General features: G+C 49.4%; 15 protein-coding genes and 1 other annotated feature. All 15 genes read left to right on the top strand.

Features of this window, described 5'->3' with window-relative positions; all coding sequences use genetic code 11:
• Positions 1-11 precede the first annotated feature (11 nt).
• The 15 genes from secE to PAECUDRAFT_RS09740 all read left to right on the top strand — a co-directional run bounded on the left by secE (position 12) and on the right by PAECUDRAFT_RS09740 (position 18,005).
• On the top strand, positions 12-221 hold the full coding sequence (gene secE, locus PAECUDRAFT_RS09810; RefSeq protein WP_006037964.1) for a preprotein translocase subunit SecE: 210 nt from the start codon (positions 12-14) through the stop codon (positions 219-221).
• Positions 222-244: 23 nt separating this feature from the next.
• On the top strand, positions 245-778 hold the full coding sequence (gene nusG, locus PAECUDRAFT_RS09805; protein WP_006037963.1) for a transcription termination/antitermination protein NusG: 534 nt from the start codon (positions 245-247) through the stop codon (positions 776-778).
• Between the two features lie 88 nt (positions 779-866).
• Positions 867-1,292: a 50S ribosomal protein L11 gene (rplK, locus tag PAECUDRAFT_RS09800; protein WP_006037962.1), complete on the top strand. Its 426-nt coding sequence runs from the start codon at positions 867-869 to the stop codon at positions 1,290-1,292.
• A gap of 135 nt (positions 1,293-1,427) precedes the next feature.
• Positions 1,428-2,120, top strand: a complete 693-nt coding sequence (gene rplA / locus PAECUDRAFT_RS09795; protein ID WP_006037961.1) for a 50S ribosomal protein L1 — start codon at positions 1,428-1,430, stop codon at positions 2,118-2,120.
• A 12-nt stretch (positions 2,121-2,132) separates the two neighbouring features.
• Positions 2,133-2,294, top strand: a sequence feature (ribosomal protein L10 leader region).
• 55 nt (positions 2,295-2,349) lie between these two features.
• Positions 2,350-2,853, top strand: a complete 504-nt coding sequence (gene rplJ / locus PAECUDRAFT_RS09790) for a 50S ribosomal protein L10 (RefSeq protein WP_006037960.1) — start codon at positions 2,350-2,352, stop codon at positions 2,851-2,853.
• 72 nt (positions 2,854-2,925) lie between these two features.
• Complete coding sequence (gene rplL / locus PAECUDRAFT_RS09785) at positions 2,926-3,288, top strand: 50S ribosomal protein L7/L12 (RefSeq protein ID WP_006037959.1); 363 nt, start codon at positions 2,926-2,928, stop codon at positions 3,286-3,288.
• A gap of 93 nt (positions 3,289-3,381) precedes the next feature.
• Complete coding sequence (locus tag PAECUDRAFT_RS09780) at positions 3,382-3,996, top strand: class I SAM-dependent methyltransferase (RefSeq protein WP_006037958.1); 615 nt, start codon at positions 3,382-3,384, stop codon at positions 3,994-3,996.
• A gap of 517 nt (positions 3,997-4,513) precedes the next feature.
• Complete coding sequence (gene rpoB, locus PAECUDRAFT_RS09775; RefSeq protein WP_199558741.1) at positions 4,514-8,077, top strand: DNA-directed RNA polymerase subunit beta; 3,564 nt, start codon at positions 4,514-4,516, stop codon at positions 8,075-8,077.
• 28 nt (positions 8,078-8,105) lie between these two features.
• Positions 8,106-11,732 (top strand): DNA-directed RNA polymerase subunit beta', encoded by a 3,627-nt coding sequence (rpoC, locus tag PAECUDRAFT_RS09770; protein ID WP_006037956.1) that lies wholly within the window; start codon positions 8,106-8,108, stop codon positions 11,730-11,732.
• 208 nt (positions 11,733-11,940) lie between these two features.
• Positions 11,941-12,180, top strand: a complete 240-nt coding sequence (locus tag PAECUDRAFT_RS09765) for a ribosomal L7Ae/L30e/S12e/Gadd45 family protein (protein WP_006037955.1) — start codon at positions 11,941-11,943, stop codon at positions 12,178-12,180.
• A gap of 146 nt (positions 12,181-12,326) precedes the next feature.
• The gene (rpsL, locus tag PAECUDRAFT_RS09760) at positions 12,327-12,746 is read left to right on the top strand and encodes a 30S ribosomal protein S12 (protein ID WP_006037954.1); all 420 of its coding nucleotides are present in this window, start codon (positions 12,327-12,329) and stop codon (positions 12,744-12,746) included.
• Between the two features lie 65 nt (positions 12,747-12,811).
• A complete protein-coding gene (gene rpsG, locus PAECUDRAFT_RS09755) occupies positions 12,812-13,282 on the top strand; it encodes a 30S ribosomal protein S7 (RefSeq protein ID WP_006037953.1) in 471 nt (156 codons plus the stop codon).
• A gap of 35 nt (positions 13,283-13,317) precedes the next feature.
• The gene (fusA, locus tag PAECUDRAFT_RS09750) at positions 13,318-15,393 is read left to right on the top strand and encodes an elongation factor G (protein ID WP_006037952.1); all 2,076 of its coding nucleotides are present in this window, start codon (positions 13,318-13,320) and stop codon (positions 15,391-15,393) included.
• A 137-nt stretch (positions 15,394-15,530) separates the two neighbouring features.
• Entirely contained in the window at positions 15,531-16,721 is a 1,191-nt protein-coding gene (gene tuf, locus PAECUDRAFT_RS09745) for an elongation factor Tu (RefSeq protein ID WP_006037951.1), read from the top strand.
• Positions 16,722-16,976: 255 nt separating this feature from the next.
• On the top strand, positions 16,977-18,005 hold the full coding sequence (locus PAECUDRAFT_RS09740; protein ID WP_006037950.1) for an ABC transporter substrate-binding protein: 1,029 nt from the start codon (positions 16,977-16,979) through the stop codon (positions 18,003-18,005).
• The last annotated feature ends 7 nt before the right edge of the window (positions 18,006-18,012 follow it).

Below are 18,012 nucleotides of genomic sequence, written 5' to 3'. Positions count from 1 at the left end.
GAGGTGTGAACGTGGCTTTTTTGGCTAAGCTGAAGCAAGGCTTCGGAACGACGTTCAGTTTCTTCGCAGACAGTTGGGCAGAACTGAAGAAAGTTAGATGGCCGAGCCGTAAAGAGTTGACAAGCTATACGATTGTAGTGCTTGTTACTATTATTCTCGTAACCATTTACTTCTGGGTTCTTGACATCGGGATCTCTGAATTGGTTGAACTGGTTGTTTAAGAAGGGTCCGAAGGTGGATGGCTATGGAAAAACGATGGTATGTGGTGCATACCTATTCCGGGTATGAGAACAAAGTGAAGGCGAACCTAGAGCGTCGCGTTGAATCGATGGGCATGGAGGATAAAATCTTCCGCGTGCTCGTGCCTATGGAAGAAGAAGTGGTAAACAAGGACGGTAAGAAAAAGACCGTTATGCGTAAAGTTTACCCCGGATATGTTCTCGTAGAGATGGTTCAAACGGATGATTCTTGGTATGTCGTTCGCAACACGCCCGGCGTGACGGGCTTCGTCGGTTCGACGGGATCCGGTTCAAAGCCGACTCCGCTATTGCCTGAAGAAGTGGATCAGATTCTGAAACACATGGGCATTGAGGAACCGAAGCCGAAGATCGAGTTCGAACTGAAAGAAACCGTCAATGTCAAAGTAGGTCCTTTTGCTGGGTTTGTCGGCACGATCGAAGAGATCTTGCTTGATAAAGCGAAGCTTAAGGTGCACGTCAACATGTTTGGCAGGGAAACCCCGCTTGAACTGGATTACACTCAAGTGGAGAAGATATAATATCCGGTTTCCGGATTCGTCGGCGCCTCCGGCGAGGCGGAGTGTAACTTCGCGCATATGGGCATTATTGGTTTAAGGAGGTGTTAGCATGGCAAAGAAAGTCATCAAGATGGTGAAACTGCAAGTACCAGCAGGTAAAGCGAACCCGGCACCGCCGATCGGTCCTGCACTCGGTCAAGCAGGCGTTAACATCATGGCGTTCTGTAAAGAGTTCAACGCTCGTACAGCTGACCAAGCGGGCTTGATTATCCCGGTCGTTATCAGCGTATTCGAAGATCGTTCGTTCACGTTCGAGACGAAAACGCCACCAGCTGCAGTATTGCTTCGCGTAGCGGCAGGAATCCCTAAAGGATCCGGCGAGCCTAACAAGAAGAAAGTTGCAACGGTGAAACGTGCCAAAGTTCGCGAAATCGCTGAGCAAAAGATGGAAGACCTGAATGCAGCATCCGTGGAAGCGGCAATGCGCATGGTTGAAGGTACGGCGCGCAGCATGGGCGTTGTTATCGAAGACTAATCCAACTCGATAATCGAGTTGCGTTCGCTCGGGAAACCGGCGTACGGCGCGGATGGCAATTGTCATCAGCGTGAAAGTGGGAGGATCATCCGCAAGGAGGATATTCCGCTACTACCACACAAGGAGGTAATTCTCATGGCTAAACACGGTAAGAAATATATCGAAGCTGCCAAGCTGATCGACAGCGAAGCAACTTACGAAACAGCAGAAGCAATCGAGCTCGTGAAGAAAGCCGCTTCGGCTAAATTCGACGAAACGGTTGAGGTTGCGGTACGTCTGGGTGTTGACCCGCGTAAACAAGATCAAGCGGTTCGCGGTGTAGTTGTCCTGCCACACGGCACGGGTAAAACGAAACGCGTACTCGTATTCGCTAAAGGCGAAAAAGCAAAGGAAGCGGAAGCTGCCGGCGCTGATTATGTTGGTGATTCCGACGTAATCAACAAAATCCAACAAGGTTGGTTCGACTTCGATGTCTGCGTAGCTACGCCTGACATGATGGCTGAAGTCGGTAAACTCGGTCGTATTCTCGGTGGTAAAGGCCTCATGCCTAACCCTAAAGCCGGCACGGTAACGTTTGACGTTTCCAAAGCTGTGCAAGAGATTAAGGCTGGTAAAATCGAGTACCGTCTCGATCGCGCAGGACAAATTCTTGCTCCGATCGGCAAAGTATCCTTCGACGCTGAGAAACTCGCTGAGAACCTCAAATCGTTGATGGATGCGCTGAACCGTGCTAAACCAGCATCGGCAAAAGGCGTGTACCTGAAAAACATCGCGATTTCCTCGACGATGGGCCCTGGCGCTCGCGTTAACGTGGCTTCGTACCGCTAAGAGGTAACGCATCAATTTCGAATACGCATACCGTAGACAGTAGGTGCCTTTAGGGCTTAATTTCCTACCGAGGTGTTATGATACAGTGTTTGCAACTTTCATTCGTATGGATGATTAAGCTGACAGACCATCATGGCCTTCGCATTGTCTGCGAAGGCCTTTCTCATGCATCACGGGACGGGAAACGTAATTGAACGGAATGTGCAATAATGTACGGGAGGTGTACAAAGTGGCAAACGCAAAAATTATTCAAGAGAAACAACTCGCAGTCGATGAAATCGCAGCGAAGCTCCGTGCGAGCTCCTCTACGGTTGTAGCTGACTACCGCGGATTGAACGTTGCACAAGTAACGGAACTCCGTAAACAACTGCGTGAAGCTGGCATCGAGTTCCAAGTCCTCAAAAACTCGCTCGTTCGCCGCGCTACTGCTTCCGCAGAATTGACAGAACTGGACGCTGTTCTTACAGGTCCTACTGCAATCGCTTTTGGTGGCGACGATATCGTTGCTCCAGCGAAAATTCTTAGCAGCTTCGCTAAGAAAAACGACGCGCTGCAAGTTAAAGGTGGCGTAGTTGAAGGTCGCGTTGTTGGCGTTGACCAAATCAAAGCGTTGGCGGATCTTCCGTCCCGCGAAGGTTTGCTGTCCATGCTCCTCAGCGTGCTCCAAGCACCAGTTCGCAACTTCGCACTCGCTGTCAAAGCGGTGTCGGAGAAGCAAGAGGCAGAAGCTTAATAACCCGCCGCGCAGGCTGAAGCCACCGGCTTAGATTTACAATAAAAAACTCAATTTTATGGAGGTTCAACCATGTCTAAAGAGCAAATCTTGGAAGCCATTAAAGTAATGACGGTTCTCGAACTGAACGATCTGGTAAAAGCAATCGAAGAAGAGTTCGGCGTAACAGCTGCAGCTCCAGTTGCAGTAGTAGCTGGCGGCGGCGCTGCTGAAGCTGCTGAGCAAACTGAATTCGACGTTATCCTCAACAACGCTGGCGCGTCGAAAATCAACGTTATCAAAGTCGTTCGCGAAATCACGGGTCTCGGCCTGAAAGAAGCGAAAGAAGTTGTTGACAACGCTCCAAAAGCACTGAAAGAGAAAGTTTCGAAAGAAGAAGCTGAATCGATCAAAGCTAAACTCGAAGAAGCAGGCGCTTCCGTAGAAGTAAAATAATCTCATTACGAGATGCCGAACCCCTTGGAGCCTAACGGTTCCAAGGGGTTCGTTCCTATTTTGCAGCTGTAAAGTCAGTAAGGAGTGAGCCTATTGTCCAATCACTATTACTCGAAGACGCCTGATGTGCAGCATGATCGGAAAACGCTTGAATTTGAATTGCGAGGTGTGCGATTACGATTTACAACGGATGCAGGGGTATTTTCGAAATCCGGAATCGACTTTGGAAGCCGCGTTCTTATTGATGCGTTAGACATACCTGTTGATGCAGAGGTATTAGATGTGGGTTGCGGCTATGGTCCAATTGGATTATCGGCAGCAAAGCTAGCAACGAAGGGCCACGTTACAATGATCGACATTAACGAGCGAGCGATCGCCCTTGCGCAAGAGAATGCGAAGCTAAACGGAATCGATAACATAACCGTTAAGCAAAGCGATGTCTATCAGTCAGTGCGCGAGAATCGGTATGATGCGATTCTTACGAATCCACCTATACGTGCGGGTAAATCGGTTGTGCATCAAATATTTGAAGAGGGCTATGATCTGCTGAAGCCTGGCGGCTCGATGTGGGTGGTTATTCAGAAGAAGCAAGGGGCGCCGTCTGCAGAAGCAAAGCTGCTAGAGCGGTTTGGCAACGTCGAAGAGGTAACCAAAGAAAAAGGCTATCGCATATTCAGGGCAATCCGAGAAAATGCAGTAATAAAGTAACTAATTATTGACTTGACATTTCAGATATGATATTATTATAAAATGTCAGTATTAGACTGGGCTAATTCTCTTTAGCTCACTAAAATGTCAAGAACAAAATTCGAGCGCGTCATGCATAGAATTACGACATTTGACGTATAATGTTTACGTTTTGGGCAAAATTACTTGATATAGGACTTTTGCTTGTCGCGACTCGTCGTTCGCGGGTTGGTTGCTCTTGTATCGACATGAATGTTCGAGTGGAGCCTTTTCTTTACGAGATAAGAAAGCGATCCAATTGTAGACCGCCTCCTTATCTCGCAAGGAAAAGCACCGCCCGTACCTCTTTCGGGAGGTTCGTTTGGAGTTGTTATCACAAAGATTCAAAGCCGCCGGGCGAAGCCGGGTCCGCTAAGATGGACCACGGCTTCGCTTGGTGGGCTGAAAACTTCCTCTATTACGCAGATCGCACACCATCAGTTGTGTATCCGCCGCGGAAGTTTTTATTGTTTTACGATACGTAAGCTGTGAAGCAGACATGAGGGGTGAGGTTAAGTTGGCAGGACAACTTGTTCAGTATGGTCGACGCACGCGGAGAAGTTATGCGCGCATTAATGAAGTGCTCGAAGTTCCGAACCTGATTGAAATCCAACAAAAGTCGTACGAGAAGTTCTTGGATGCTGACTTGCTAGAGTTGTTCCAGGACATTTCGCCGATTCAGGACTTTACAGGAAATCTGTCACTCGAGTTTATCGACTACAGTCTCGGCGAGCCGAAGTACTCGGTCGATGAATCTAAAGAGCGCGACGTTACGTTTGCTGCTCCGCTGCGCGTGAAAGTGCGTCTCCTTAATAAGGAAACGGGCGAAGTTAAGGAACAAGAAGTGTTCATGGGCGATTTCCCGCTTATGACCGAGACGGGCACGTTCATCATCAATGGTGCAGAACGGGTTATCGTCAGCCAGTTGGTCCGCTCCCCGAGCGTCTATTTCAGCACGAAGGTAGACAAAAACGGAAAACGTACCTATACGGCTACGGTTATTCCGAACCGCGGCGCGTGGCTGGAGCTTGAGACGGATGCGAAGGACATTATTTATGTCCGGATCGATCGTACGCGTAAAATACCGGTAACGGTATTGCTCAGAGCACTTGGATTCAGCACGGATGCAGAAATCTTGGACTTGCTTGGACAAGATGAATATATCCGCAATACGCTGGACAAGGACAACACGGATTCGACGGAAAAAGCACTCATCGAAATTTATGAGCGCCTTCGTCCGGGCGAGCCGCCGACTTTGGATAACGCTAAGAGCTTGCTGGTTGCACGCTTCTTCGATCCAAAACGGTATGACTTGGCTAACGTTGGTCGTTACAAGATCAACAAAAAGCTGCATATCAAAAATCGTTTATTCAACCAACGACTGGCGGAAACGCTTGTTGATCCTGCAACTGGCGAAATTATCGCTGAGGCAGGTCAAATCATCGACCGTCGTCTTTTGGATGAAATATTGCCGCGTTTGGAGAGTAATGTTGGCTTTAAGACTTACCATGTAGCCAACGGCGTGCTTAATGCGGATAGTATTCCGCTTCAAGCGATTAACGTATTCTCCCCTTACGAGGACGGGAAAGTAATCAAGATTGTATCGAACGGTATTATCGACAAAACCGTCAAGCATATTACGCCGGCCGATATTATTTCGTCGATCAACTATTTCATTAACCTTCTGCACGGCATCGGCAACACAGATGATATCGACCATCTGGGTAACCGTCGTTTGCGTTCCGTAGGCGAACTGCTGCAGAACCAATTCCGTATCGGCTTATCTCGGATGGAGCGCGTCGTTCGCGAGCGTATGTCCATTCAAGATGCTAATGCGATTACGCCGCAGGCGCTTATCAACATTCGTCCGGTTATCGCATCGATTAAGGAATTCTTTGGATCGTCCCAGCTATCGCAGTTCATGGACCAAACGAACCCGCTGGCAGAATTGACGCACAAACGTCGTCTGTCTGCACTCGGACCGGGCGGTCTGACGCGCGAACGCGCAGGCTTCGAGGTTCGTGACGTACATCCATCCCACTACGGACGGATGTGCCCGATCGAGACACCAGAGGGACCGAACATCGGCTTGATCAACTCCTTGTCTACATTTGCCCGCATTAACGAATATGGCTTCATTGAAGCACCTTATCGTTGGGTAGATCCGAAAACGGGTGTAGTAACGGAACAGATCGACTACATGACAGCTGATGAAGAGGACAACTATGTAGTTGCACAGGCGAATGCTAAGTTGACTGAAGAAGGCAACTTTGCAGAAGATGTTGTACTCGTACGTTATAACAAACAAAGAGACAACATCCTGACGATGCCAAGCGAACGTGTTGACTACATGGACGTATCGCCTAAGCAGGTTGTATCCGTTGCAACGGCGCTCATTCCGTTCCTCGAGAACGATGACTCTAACCGTGCGCTTATGGGATCCAACATGCAACGTCAGGCGGTTCCGCTGCTTATTCCGAAAGCGCCGCTTGTTGGTACAGGGATGGAGCATAAATCGGCTAAAGATTCCGGCGTATGTATCGTATCCAAGTATGATGGCGTCATTGAACGGGTTTCGGCGAATGAAATCTGGCTGCGTCGCATTGAAATGCTTGACGGCAAGCAAGTGACTGGCGATTTAGTGAAGCACAAACTGCATAAGTTTATGCGTTCTAACCAAGGTACTTGCATTAACCAGCGTCCGCTTGTTAACAAGGGCGACATTATCCGCAAAGGCGACATCATGGCGGATGGTCCTTCGACTGAACAAGGCGAATTGGCGCTTGGACGCAACGTCGTCGTTGCTTTCATGACGTGGGAAGGCTACAACTACGAGGATGCTATCCTCTTGAGCGAAAAGCTTGTGAAGGAAGACGTGTATACGTCGATTCACATTGAAGAATATGAGTCCGAAGCTCGCGACACGAAGCTTGGACCTGAAGAAATTACGCGCGATATTCCGAATGTCGGCGAAGAAGCGTTGAAAAACCTCGACGAGCGCGGCATTATCCGCGTTGGTGCCGAGATCAGTGCTGGCGATATCCTCGTAGGTAAAGTAACGCCTAAAGGTGTTACGGAGCTGACGGCGGAAGAACGTTTGCTGCATGCGATCTTCGGAGAAAAAGCGCGTGAGGTTCGCGATACGAGCCTTCGCGTACCGCATGGTACGGACGGTATCGTCGTTGACGTTAAAGTGTTTACGCGCGAGAACGGCGACGAGCTGCCACCAGGCGTTAACCAATTGGTTCGTGCTTATATCGCTCAGAAACGGAAAATTTCCGAAGGCGATAAGATGGCAGGACGCCACGGTAACAAAGGTGTCATCGCCCGTATTATGCCAGAAGAAGATATGCCATTCCTGCCGGACGGCACGCCTGTTGAAGTCGTGTTGAACCCGCTGGGCGTACCTTCGCGGATGAACATCGGTCAGGTTCTCGAGGTTCACCTTGGCATGGCTTGTAAGCGTCTTGGTATTCATGCAGCTACGCCAGTATTCGATGGCGCGCGTGAATATGACGTGTTTAATGCAATGGAAGAAGCAGGCATGCAGCGCAATGGTAAGACGGTACTGTATGACGGCCGCACGGGCGAAGAGTTCGAACGTGAAGTTACGGTCGGCGTTATGTACATGATCAAACTGGCGCACATGGTTGACGATAAAATCCATGCACGCTCTACAGGTCCTTACTCGCTCGTTACGCAGCAGCCGCTGGGTGGTAAAGCTCAGTTTGGCGGACAGCGTTTCGGTGAGATGGAAGTTTGGGCGCTTGAAGCATATGGCGCAGCGTATACGCTGCAAGAGATATTGACGGTTAAATCCGATGACGTTGTCGGTCGCGTGAAGACGTATGAGTCGATCGTGAAGGGTGAGAACGTACCGGAACCTGGTGTTCCTGAGTCGTTCAAAGTATTGATCAAAGAGCTCCAGAGCCTAGGCATGGACGTTAAAATATTGTCTGAAGACGAAGAAGAAATCGAACTTCGTGAAGCGGATGATGATGAAGACGGCACGGGCGATAAGCTGAACTTGAATTTAGAAGGCTCAGAAGCTAACGCCGAATAAGCGATACTTGACGAAGGAGGGTTGCTCCTTGTTGGACGTGAACAACTTCGAATATATGAAGATCGGGTTGGCATCTCCCGATAAAATTCGATCGTGGTCCCGCGGAGAAGTCAAAAAACCGGAGACCATCAACTATAGGACATTGAAACCGGAGAAGGAAGGTCTCTTCTGCGAGAAGATTTTTGGGCCTACGAAGGACTGGGAATGTCATTGCGGTAAGTATAAGCGTGTGCGTTACAAAGGCGTTGTTTGCGATCGTTGCGGCGTAGAAGTAACGCGCTCGAAAGTACGCCGTGAGCGGATGGGCCATATTGAGCTCGCTGCTCCGGTTTCACACATTTGGTATTTCAAAGGTATTCCTAGCCGTATGGGCTTGGCGCTCGATATGTCGCCACGCTCGTTGGAAGAGATTATCTACTTTGCATCCTATGTCGTAACGGATCCAGGCGAAACGCCGCTCGAGAAGAAACAGCTTCTTTCCGAGAAGGAATATCGCAGCTATCGCGAGAAGTACGGCTACGGCTTCCAAGCTGGCATGGGTGCTGAGGCGGTTAAGAAGCTCCTTCAAGACATCGATCTTGAGAAAGAGCTCGATACGCTGAAGGAAGACCTGCGCACTGCGCAAGGCCAACGTCGTAACCGTGCGATTAAGCGCCTTGAAGTAATCGAGGCATTCAAGAGCTCGGGCAACCGTCCGGATTGGATGATTCTCGACGTGCTTCCGGTCATTCCTCCGGAGCTTCGCCCAATGGTACAGCTCGATGGCGGCCGTTTTGCAACGTCCGACTTGAATGATCTGTATCGCCGGGTAATTAACCGGAACAATCGTCTGAAGCGTCTTCTTGATCTTGGCGCGCCAGACATTATCGTTCAAAACGAAAAACGGATGCTTCAAGAGGCAGTCGATGCTCTGATTGACAATGGTCGTCGTGGCCGCCCTGTTACGGGCCCAGGCAACCGTCCATTGAAATCGCTCAGCCACATGCTCAAAGGTAAGCAAGGACGTTTCCGTCAAAACTTGCTCGGTAAGCGTGTTGACTACTCCGGTCGTTCCGTTATCGTCGTTGGACCGTACCTGAAAATGTATCAATGCGGACTTCCAAAAGAAATGGCGCTGGAGTTGTTCAAGCCTTTCGTAATGAAAGAGCTTGTAAACAAAGGGCTTGCTCATAATATTAAAAGTGCGAAGCGCAAGGTTGAGCGCGTAAGCGCAGAGGTATGGGACGTTCTCGAAGAAGTCATTAAAGAACATCCGGTTCTTCTTAACCGTGCTCCGACGCTTCACCGTCTAGGTATTCAAGCGTTCGAACCGATTCTGGTCGAAGGACGCGCAATTCGTTTGCATCCGCTCGTTTGTACGGCATACAACGCCGACTTCGACGGTGACCAAATGGCTGTTCACGTACCGTTGTCTGCTGAAGCACAAGCAGAAGCACGCTTGCTCATGCTTGCTTCCGGCAACATCTTGAACCCGAAAGACGGTAAACCAGTCGTTACGCCATCCCAGGATATGGTTCTGGGCAGCTACTACCTGACGGTAGACAATAAGGATGCTAAAGGCAGCGGTATTGTCTTCGCGTCTGTTAATGAAGCTGTCTCTGCTTATCAGCGTGGCGCTGCGGCCCTGCATGCTCGCGTATTTATTCCTGCGCGTGTTCTTGGCAAGGTATCGTTTACGGAGAAACAACAGACCGGCTTGCTTAGCACGACGGTCGGCAAAATCATTTTCAATGAAATATTCCCAGCTACATTCCCGTACATTAACGAAGCTTCCAAAGCTAACCTTCTGCACGGAACGCCGGAGAAATATTTCATCTATGAAAAAGGTTCCGACCTGCATGAAATTAAAGAGACGCTTCCAATTGCTCCTGCAGTTGGCAAAGAATATCTCGGCAATATCATTGCAGAATGCTTCCGCATTTACGAGACGACGAAAACGTCCGTTATTCTTGACCAGATCAAGAAGCTCGGCTTTACGTACTCGACTCGCGCAGGCATCACGGTAGCAGTAGCAGACGTAACGGTACCTGTCGAGAAGGATCAGATTATGAAAGAGTCCGACGAGAAGGTTAAGACCGTTACGAACCAATATCGTCGTGGTCTGATCACGAACGAAGAGCGTTATGACCGTGTTATCGAGATCTGGGGTAAAGCGAAAGACCAAGTGACGGATGCACTCATGAAATCGATGGATCGCTTCAACTCCATCATGCTCATGGTCGACTCCAAAGCACGGGGTAACAAATCGCAGATTACTCAGCTCGGCGGTATGCGTGGTCTGATGGCAACACCATCGGGTCGTATCTTCGAGATTCCAATTAAATCGAACTTCCGTGACGGACTATCCGTCCTCGAGTACTTCATCTCAACGCACGGTGCGCGTAAAGGTTTGGCCGATACCGCTCTGCGTACAGCTGACTCGGGTTACCTGACTCGTCGTCTCGTTGACGTCGCACAAGACGTTATCGTACGCGAAGATGATTGCGGTACGGATAAAGGCTTCACTGTAGCGCAAATTCGTGACGGCAAAGAAGTTATCGAGGATCTGTATGATCGGATCGAAGGGCGTTATTGCTTCGAGACGGTTCGTCATCCAGAAACAAGAGAAATCATTGCACGTCGCAACGAGCTGATTGACTCGAATAAAGCCGAAGAGATTGTTGCAGCTGGCGTTCAGAAGCTGCAAATCCGTTCCGTGCTCAGCTGCCGTGCTCGTCATGGCGTCTGCAAAATGTGCTATGGCCGCAACTTGGCTACAGGCAAATTCGTAGAAATCGGCGAAGCAGTCGGCATTATCGCAGCTCAATCGATCGGTGAGCCAGGAACACAGCTTACAATGCGTACATTCCATACCGGCGGCGTTGCCGGCGACGATATTACGCAAGGTTTGCCGCGTATCCAGGAGCTCTTCGAGGCTCGTAACCCGAAAGGTCAAGCGACGATCAGTGAAATCGACGGTATCGTCAAAGAAGTTCGCGATGGCAAAGACCGTCGTGAAATTGAAGTACAAGGTGAAGCAGAGACCAAAACGTATCTCGTACCGTACGGCTCCCGTCTGCGCGTAAGCGAAGGCGCGAAGCTGGATGCGGGTGACGAACTGACGGATGGCTCGATTGACCCGAAAGAAATGCTGCGCATTAAAGGTATTCGTGGCGTTCAGAACTACATCTTGCAAGAAGTTCAACGCGTATACCGGAACCAGGGCGTAGAAATCAATGATAAGCACGTTGAGGTAATGATCAAGCAGATGCTTCGCAAAATCCGCATCGTTGATGCGGGCGACACGACACTTCTGCCAGGTTCATTCGTCGACATTCATGAATATGAAGCGGCTAATCGTACCGCAATTCTTGCAGGGCTTGAGCCTGCAGTTGCGAAGCCGGTACTGCTCGGTATTACGAAAGCATCCCTCGAGACGGATTCGTTCCTCTCGGCTGCATCGTTCCAAGAAACAACACGTGTTCTTACTGACGCAGCAATCAAGGGTAAAGTTGACCAATTGCTCGGCCTGAAAGAGAATGTCATCATCGGCAAGCTCATTCCGGCAGGTACGGGTATGACCCGCTATCGGAGCATCCGCTTTGCGGGATTGGAAGACGAGATTATCGAAGGCGAAGGTTCAACAGAAAGCGAATCCGTCGCTATCGAGTCCTAAGAACCGGAAGCCGTGGTCATGTCGAGCGCATTTCGCGCTCGGCATGATTGACGGGTTCCATTTCTTTTGAAAGAGCCATGATTTACATGAAATTAATAATTAATAATTAAAGTGTTTCACCTTGACATGAATAGGCGTCAGATGCTAATATGTCGTAGTGTGCCTGTTCGTGTGATCCCTGTCCTGTTGGACGAAGAGGGGTGAATGCATGCAGTACAAGATCGGCACGAAGCAAACGACGAAGATGGTAGAGCTTCGCAAAGCCGTACTCGTCTATGTTGCCCAAGATGCAGATTCGCGTATGACGGATCGTATTGTCCAATTATGCGAGGATTATGAGGTCGAGGTTGCTTGGGTCAAGAACATGCAGCTCTTAGGGGAAACCTGCGGAATTGATGTTGGAGCCGCCATGGCAGCTGTCGTATCAGATATTTCGGAAGACGAATAGAGAATCGTTGTTTTTGTCGGCAGTTTATTGAGATGGACGGGCTGACAGAAATTTTTCTTTGCTTCTTTATGAATCACCTGGATCTGTGGGCTTAATTATTTCGGGTAAGATCATATGCTTTACAATTAAAGGAAGGGGGTGGCAACATGCCAACAATTAACCAGCTGGTCCGTAAAGGCCGTCAAGCGAAAGTCGTAAAATCGAAATCGCCTGCTCTGCAAAAAGGTTTCAACGCCCTGAAACGTGAAGCAACGAACATTAGCGCTCCACAAAAGCGCGGTGTCTGCACTCGTGTAGGTACGATGACTCCGAAAAAACCGAACTCCGCACTCCGGAAATATGCCCGTGTACGTCTGACGAATAAAGTCGAGGTAACGGCTTACATCCCAGGTATCGGTCACAACCTGCAAGAGCACAGCGTTGTTTTGATTCGCGGTGGTCGTGTAAAAGACCTTCCGGGTGTACGTTATCACATCGTTCGCGGTGCGCTTGATACTGCAGGTGTTAACAACCGGAAACAAGCTCGTTCCAAATACGGTACGAAGCGTGCAAAAGTTAAAAAATAATCGAATTAGCAATATTGCATAATTCGACTACATCGAGACACTATTAAAGAAAGGGGGACATCCTCATGCCACGTAAAGGTCCTGTAACGAAACGTGATGTACTGCCGGATCCGGTTTACAATAGCAAACTGGTAACGCGTCTCATTAACCGTATTATGATCGACGGCAAGCGCGGTGTTGCTCAAACATTGCTGTATGATGCATTCAAACTTATCCAAGAACGTTCGGGTAAAGAACCTATGGAAGTGTTTGAAGCTGCAATCAAAAACATTATGCCAGTCCTTGAAGTTAAAGCTCGCCGCGTAGGCGGTTCCAACTATCAAGTACCGATCGAAGTGAAACCGGAGCGTCGTACGTCGCTTGGTCTCCGTTGGCTCGTGAACTACTCACGTAACCGCGGTGAAAAAACGATGGTAGAACGTCTGGCTGCTGAAATTCTGGATGCATCGAACAACACTGGTGCAGCAGTTAAGAAGCGCGAAGACACGCACAAAATGGCTGAAGCGAACAAAGCGTTCGCACACTACCGCTGGTAGGATTCACATTCGTATAATCGGAAGGAGACATAATCATGGCAAGAGAGTTCTCCTTGAAAAATACGCGTAACATCGGGATTATGGCGCATATTGATGCGGGTAAAACGACTACCACTGAACGGATCCTGTTCTACACAGGCCGTACCCACAAAATCGGTGAGGTGCACGAAGGTGCAGCTACGATGGACTGGATGGAGCAAGAGCAGGAGCGCGGCATCACGATCACGTCCGCTGCTACGACAGCTCAATGGGATGGTCACCGCATCAATATTATCGACACCCCAGGGCACGTTGACTTCACAGTAGAAGTTGAACGTTCCCTGCGCGTATTGGACGGGGCTGTAGGTGTTTTCAGTGCGAAAGAGGGCGTTGAGCCTCAGTCCGAAACCGTTTGGCGTCAGGCTGACCGCTATGGCGTTCCACGGATTGCTTACGTTAACAAAATGGACATCATCGGTGCAGACTTCCTGAATGTTGTAAAAGACATGCGTGAGCGTCTGCAAGCGAATGCCGTTGCGATTCAACTTCCAATCGGCGCTGAGAACGAATTCCTCGGCATGATTGATATCGTTGAGCGTAAAGCTTACAAATACAAAGATGACCTCGGCAAAGAGCCAGAAGTTATCGAAATCCCTGCGGAACTGGCTGAACAAGTCGAAGAGCTCCGTATGGAACTGGTCGAGAAAGTTGTAGAACTTGACGAAGAACTGACGATGAAGTACCTCGAAGGTGAAGAAATCACAATTGAGGAACTGAAAGCTACGCTCCGTAAGGGCGTTTGCGAAGTTAAGATCTTCCCTGTTATCTGCGGTTCCTCGTACCGTAACAAAGGCGTTCAGCTCATGCTCGACGCGGTTGTTGACTACCTGCCTGCTCCAATCGACGTTCCTGACATCAAGGGTACCCTTGAAGACGGCACGGAGACGACGCGCAAGTCGGCTGACGATCAACCGTTCTCGGCGCTGGCGTTCAAAATCATGACTGACCCTTATGTCGGTAAACTGACGTTCTTCCGCGTATACTCCGGTGTATTAAGCTCCGGTTCGTACGTTGTGAATGCAACGAAAGGCAAACGTGAGCGCGTTGGCCGTATCCTTCAGATGCATGCGAACAGCCGTCAAGAGATCACTGAAGTTTACTCCGGTGACATCGCGGCTGCAGTAGGTCTGAAAGACACGACGACTGGCGACACGCTGTGCGACGAGAAAAACCCGGTAATTCTTGAGTCGATGAACTTCCCGGATCCAGTTATCCAGCTCGCGGTTGAGCCTAAGACTAAGGCTGACCAAGACAAAATGGGTATCGCTCTTCAGAAGCTTGCTGAAGAAGATCCGACGTTCCGCGCTCACACGGACGAAGAGACAGGACAAACGATCATCGCAGGTATGGGCGAGCTCCACTTGGAGATCCTCGTAGACCGTATGCTTCGTGAGTTCAAAGTCGAAACGAACGTAGGCGCACCTCAGGTAGCTTACCGTGAGACTTTCAAAGCTGCTGCTAAGGTAGAAGGTAAGTTCGTTCGCCAATCCGGCGGCCGTGGCCAATTTGGTCATTGCTGGGTTGAGTTCGAACCACAAGAGCCAGGCGCAGGCTTCACGTTCGAGAATAAAGTCGTTGGTGGCGCTATTCCGCGTGAATTTATCGGACCAATCCAAGCTGGTATCGAAGAGTCGATGAAAAACGGCGTTATCGCTGGTTTCCCACTCGTTGATATTAAAGCAACAGTTGTCGATGGTTCGTACCATGACGTCGACTCCTCGGAGATGGCGTTCAAAATTGCTGGATCGATGGCACTTAAAGCGGCTAAAGAAAAATGTAGCCCAGTGCTTCTCGAGCCAATCATGAAAGTCGAAGTTTCCGTACCGGAAGAATACATGGGTGACGTAATGGGTATGCTCAGCTCCCGTCGCGGCCGCATCGAAGGTTCCGATACGAAACACGGCTCCCTGATCGTTCGTGCGAAGGTACCTCTTGCTGAAATGTTCGGTTACTCGACGGTTCTCCGTTCGGGTACGCAAGGACGCGGGGTATTCTCGATGGAACTGTCCCACTACGAGGAAGTTCCACGTTCGATCTCCGAAGCAATTATCGCGAAAAACAAAGGCGCTTAAGCCTGACGTTCCGAGGGTAATGGCTTTAAGATAAGATTTACTCGGTAATCACGCGGCTTGCGCGTCTAATCGTAAGCCGCCGATACCATCACATACACAACTAATAAATTTAATTTATTTAAGGAGGCAGAAGTTCAATGGCTAAGGCTAAATTTGAACGTAATAAACCGCACGTTAACATCGGTACGATTGGTCACGTCGACCACGGTAAAACAACGCTGACGGCTGCTATCACGACGGTACTGTCCAAAAAATACGGCGGTGCAGCAGTAGCATTCGACCAAATCGACAAAGCTCCAGAAGAGCGCGAGCGTGGTATCACGATCTCGACAGCTCACGTTGAGTACGAGACGCCTAACCGTCACTACGCTCACGTTGACTGCCCAGGTCACGCCGACTACGTTAAAAACATGATCACGGGTGCAGCACAAATGGACGGCGCTATCCTCGTCGTATCCGCAGCTGACGGCCCAATGCCACAAACGCGCGAGCACATCCTGCTCTCCCGCCAAGTAGGCGTTCCTTACATCGTCGTATTCCTGAACAAATGCGACATGGTTGAAGACGAAGAGCTCCTCGAGCTCGTAGAGATGGAAGTTCGCGACCTCCTCAACGAGTATGAGTTCCCAGGCGACGACACGCCAATCGTGCGTGGCGCAGCTCGTGAAGCTCTGCAAAACCCAGACGGCGAGTGGGCTAACAAAATCGTCGAACTGTTCGAGCACGTTGACACTTACATCCCTACGCCAGAGCGCGACACGGACAAACCTTTCCTGATGCCAGTCGAGGACGTGTTCACGATCACTGGTCGTGGTACGGTTGCTACGGGTCGTGTAGAGCGTGGCGTTATCAAAGTTGGCGACGAGATCGAAATCATCGGTCTGCATGAAGAAACTCGCAAATCCGTTGTTACGGGCGTAGAAATGTTCCGTAAACTGCTTGACTCCGCTCAAGCAGGCGACAACGTAGGCGCACTGCTTCGCGGTGTTGACCGTAAAGACATCGAGCGTGGTCAAGTCTTGGCTAAGCCAGGTTCCGTTAAACCACACACGAACTTCACGGCTCAAATCTACGTCCTGACTAAAGAAGAGGGTGGCCGTCACAAGCCTTTCTTCACAGGCTACCGTCCACAGTTCTACTTCCGTACAACTGACGTTACGGGCATCATCAACCTGCCAGAAGGTACGGAGATGGTAATGCCAGGCGACAACATCACGGTTACGGTTGAGCTGATCGCTCCAATCGCTATCGAAGAAGGTACGCGTTTCGCTATTCGCGAAGGCGGCCGTACGGTAGGCGCTGGCGCAGTTGCTTCGATCCAAAAATAATGCATGACGGCGGTAACGCCGTTGAGCATATTAGACTGCCTTATGTTACTTCGGTAACGTAAGGCAGTCTTTTTTTTGTTTGAATTATTTACTAATAGTAAAATATTACATATTGAATTGTAAATATCTATTATTGACGATGTGAGATGCGTAACAGTAGTATTAAAGAAGATCAGCATCGTGAAGTGTATCAAGAAATGCAATGTTTACGGTGTGATACAGTGATTTTTCATACAGACATCAGGAGGGGTTTGCATGTTCAACAAGAAAGTATGGGGGTCGCTTGTCATGGCCGCAGTTCTGCTCGTTACTGTAGGTTGCGGAAGCGATGCGAAGTCAACGAGCGAAGAGAAAACGGATTCTGCTGCTAAAGTGTACAAGATTGGTATTTCGCAGATCGTAGAACATCCAGCCTTGGATGCTACTCGCCAAGGGTTTATTGCAGCGCTCAAAGATGCGGGGTTTGTTGAGGGCGAAAACTTAAAAATTGATTACAATAACGCGCAAAACGATCAGACCAATAACTTGTCGATTGCACAAAAGATTGCGGGCGACAAAGACGATTTGGTGCTAGCTATTGCAACACCATCTGCTCAAGCAGTCGTTCAGCAAGTAAAAGATACGCCAGTGTTATTCGCGGCAGTGACAGATCCGATCGCTGCGAAGCTTGTTGATAAACTTGACCAACCAAGCGGTAATGTAACGGGAGCTTCAGATTCGAATCCCGAAGCGATTGCGCAATTAATGAAGTTTATTTCGACGAACTTCAAAGAAGTGAAGAAAGTCGGCCTTATTATTAATGAAGGCGAAACGAATGCTATCGTAATGGCAGATAAAGCAAAGACTGAGCTTGCGAAGTATGGGATTGAGCTGGTGAAAGCGCCAGTAACAAACACATCGGAAGTAAAGCAGGCTGCGGATTCGCTCGTGGGCCGCGTAGATGCATTTTATGTAACGCTTGATAACATGGTCGTTAATGGTTTTGATGCGATCGTGCAAACCGCGAATAAAAAGCATATCCCGTTATTTACGAGTGATCGCGATACGGTAGAGAATGGTTCATTCGCAACGGTTGGCTTCAAATACTATGACCATGGCTATCAAGTTGGCCAGATGGCAGTGGATATTTTGAAAAACGGGAAGAAAACAAACGAATTGAAAATTACCGTTCCGGACAAACTGGACTTAATTCTTAATTTAAAAGCAGCGGAGGCGCAAGGGATTGCGGTGACGGATCAGATGAAAGCCGAAGTGAAGGATCCGGCGAACAATATCATTCAATAAGATTGAA

The sequence above is a fragment of the Paenibacillus curdlanolyticus YK9 genome (assembly GCF_000179615.1).
GTDB classification, from domain to species: domain Bacteria; phylum Bacillota; class Bacilli; order Paenibacillales; family Paenibacillaceae; genus Paenibacillus_T; species Paenibacillus_T curdlanolyticus.
This window is presented reverse-complemented; position numbering and strand designations above follow the sequence as displayed.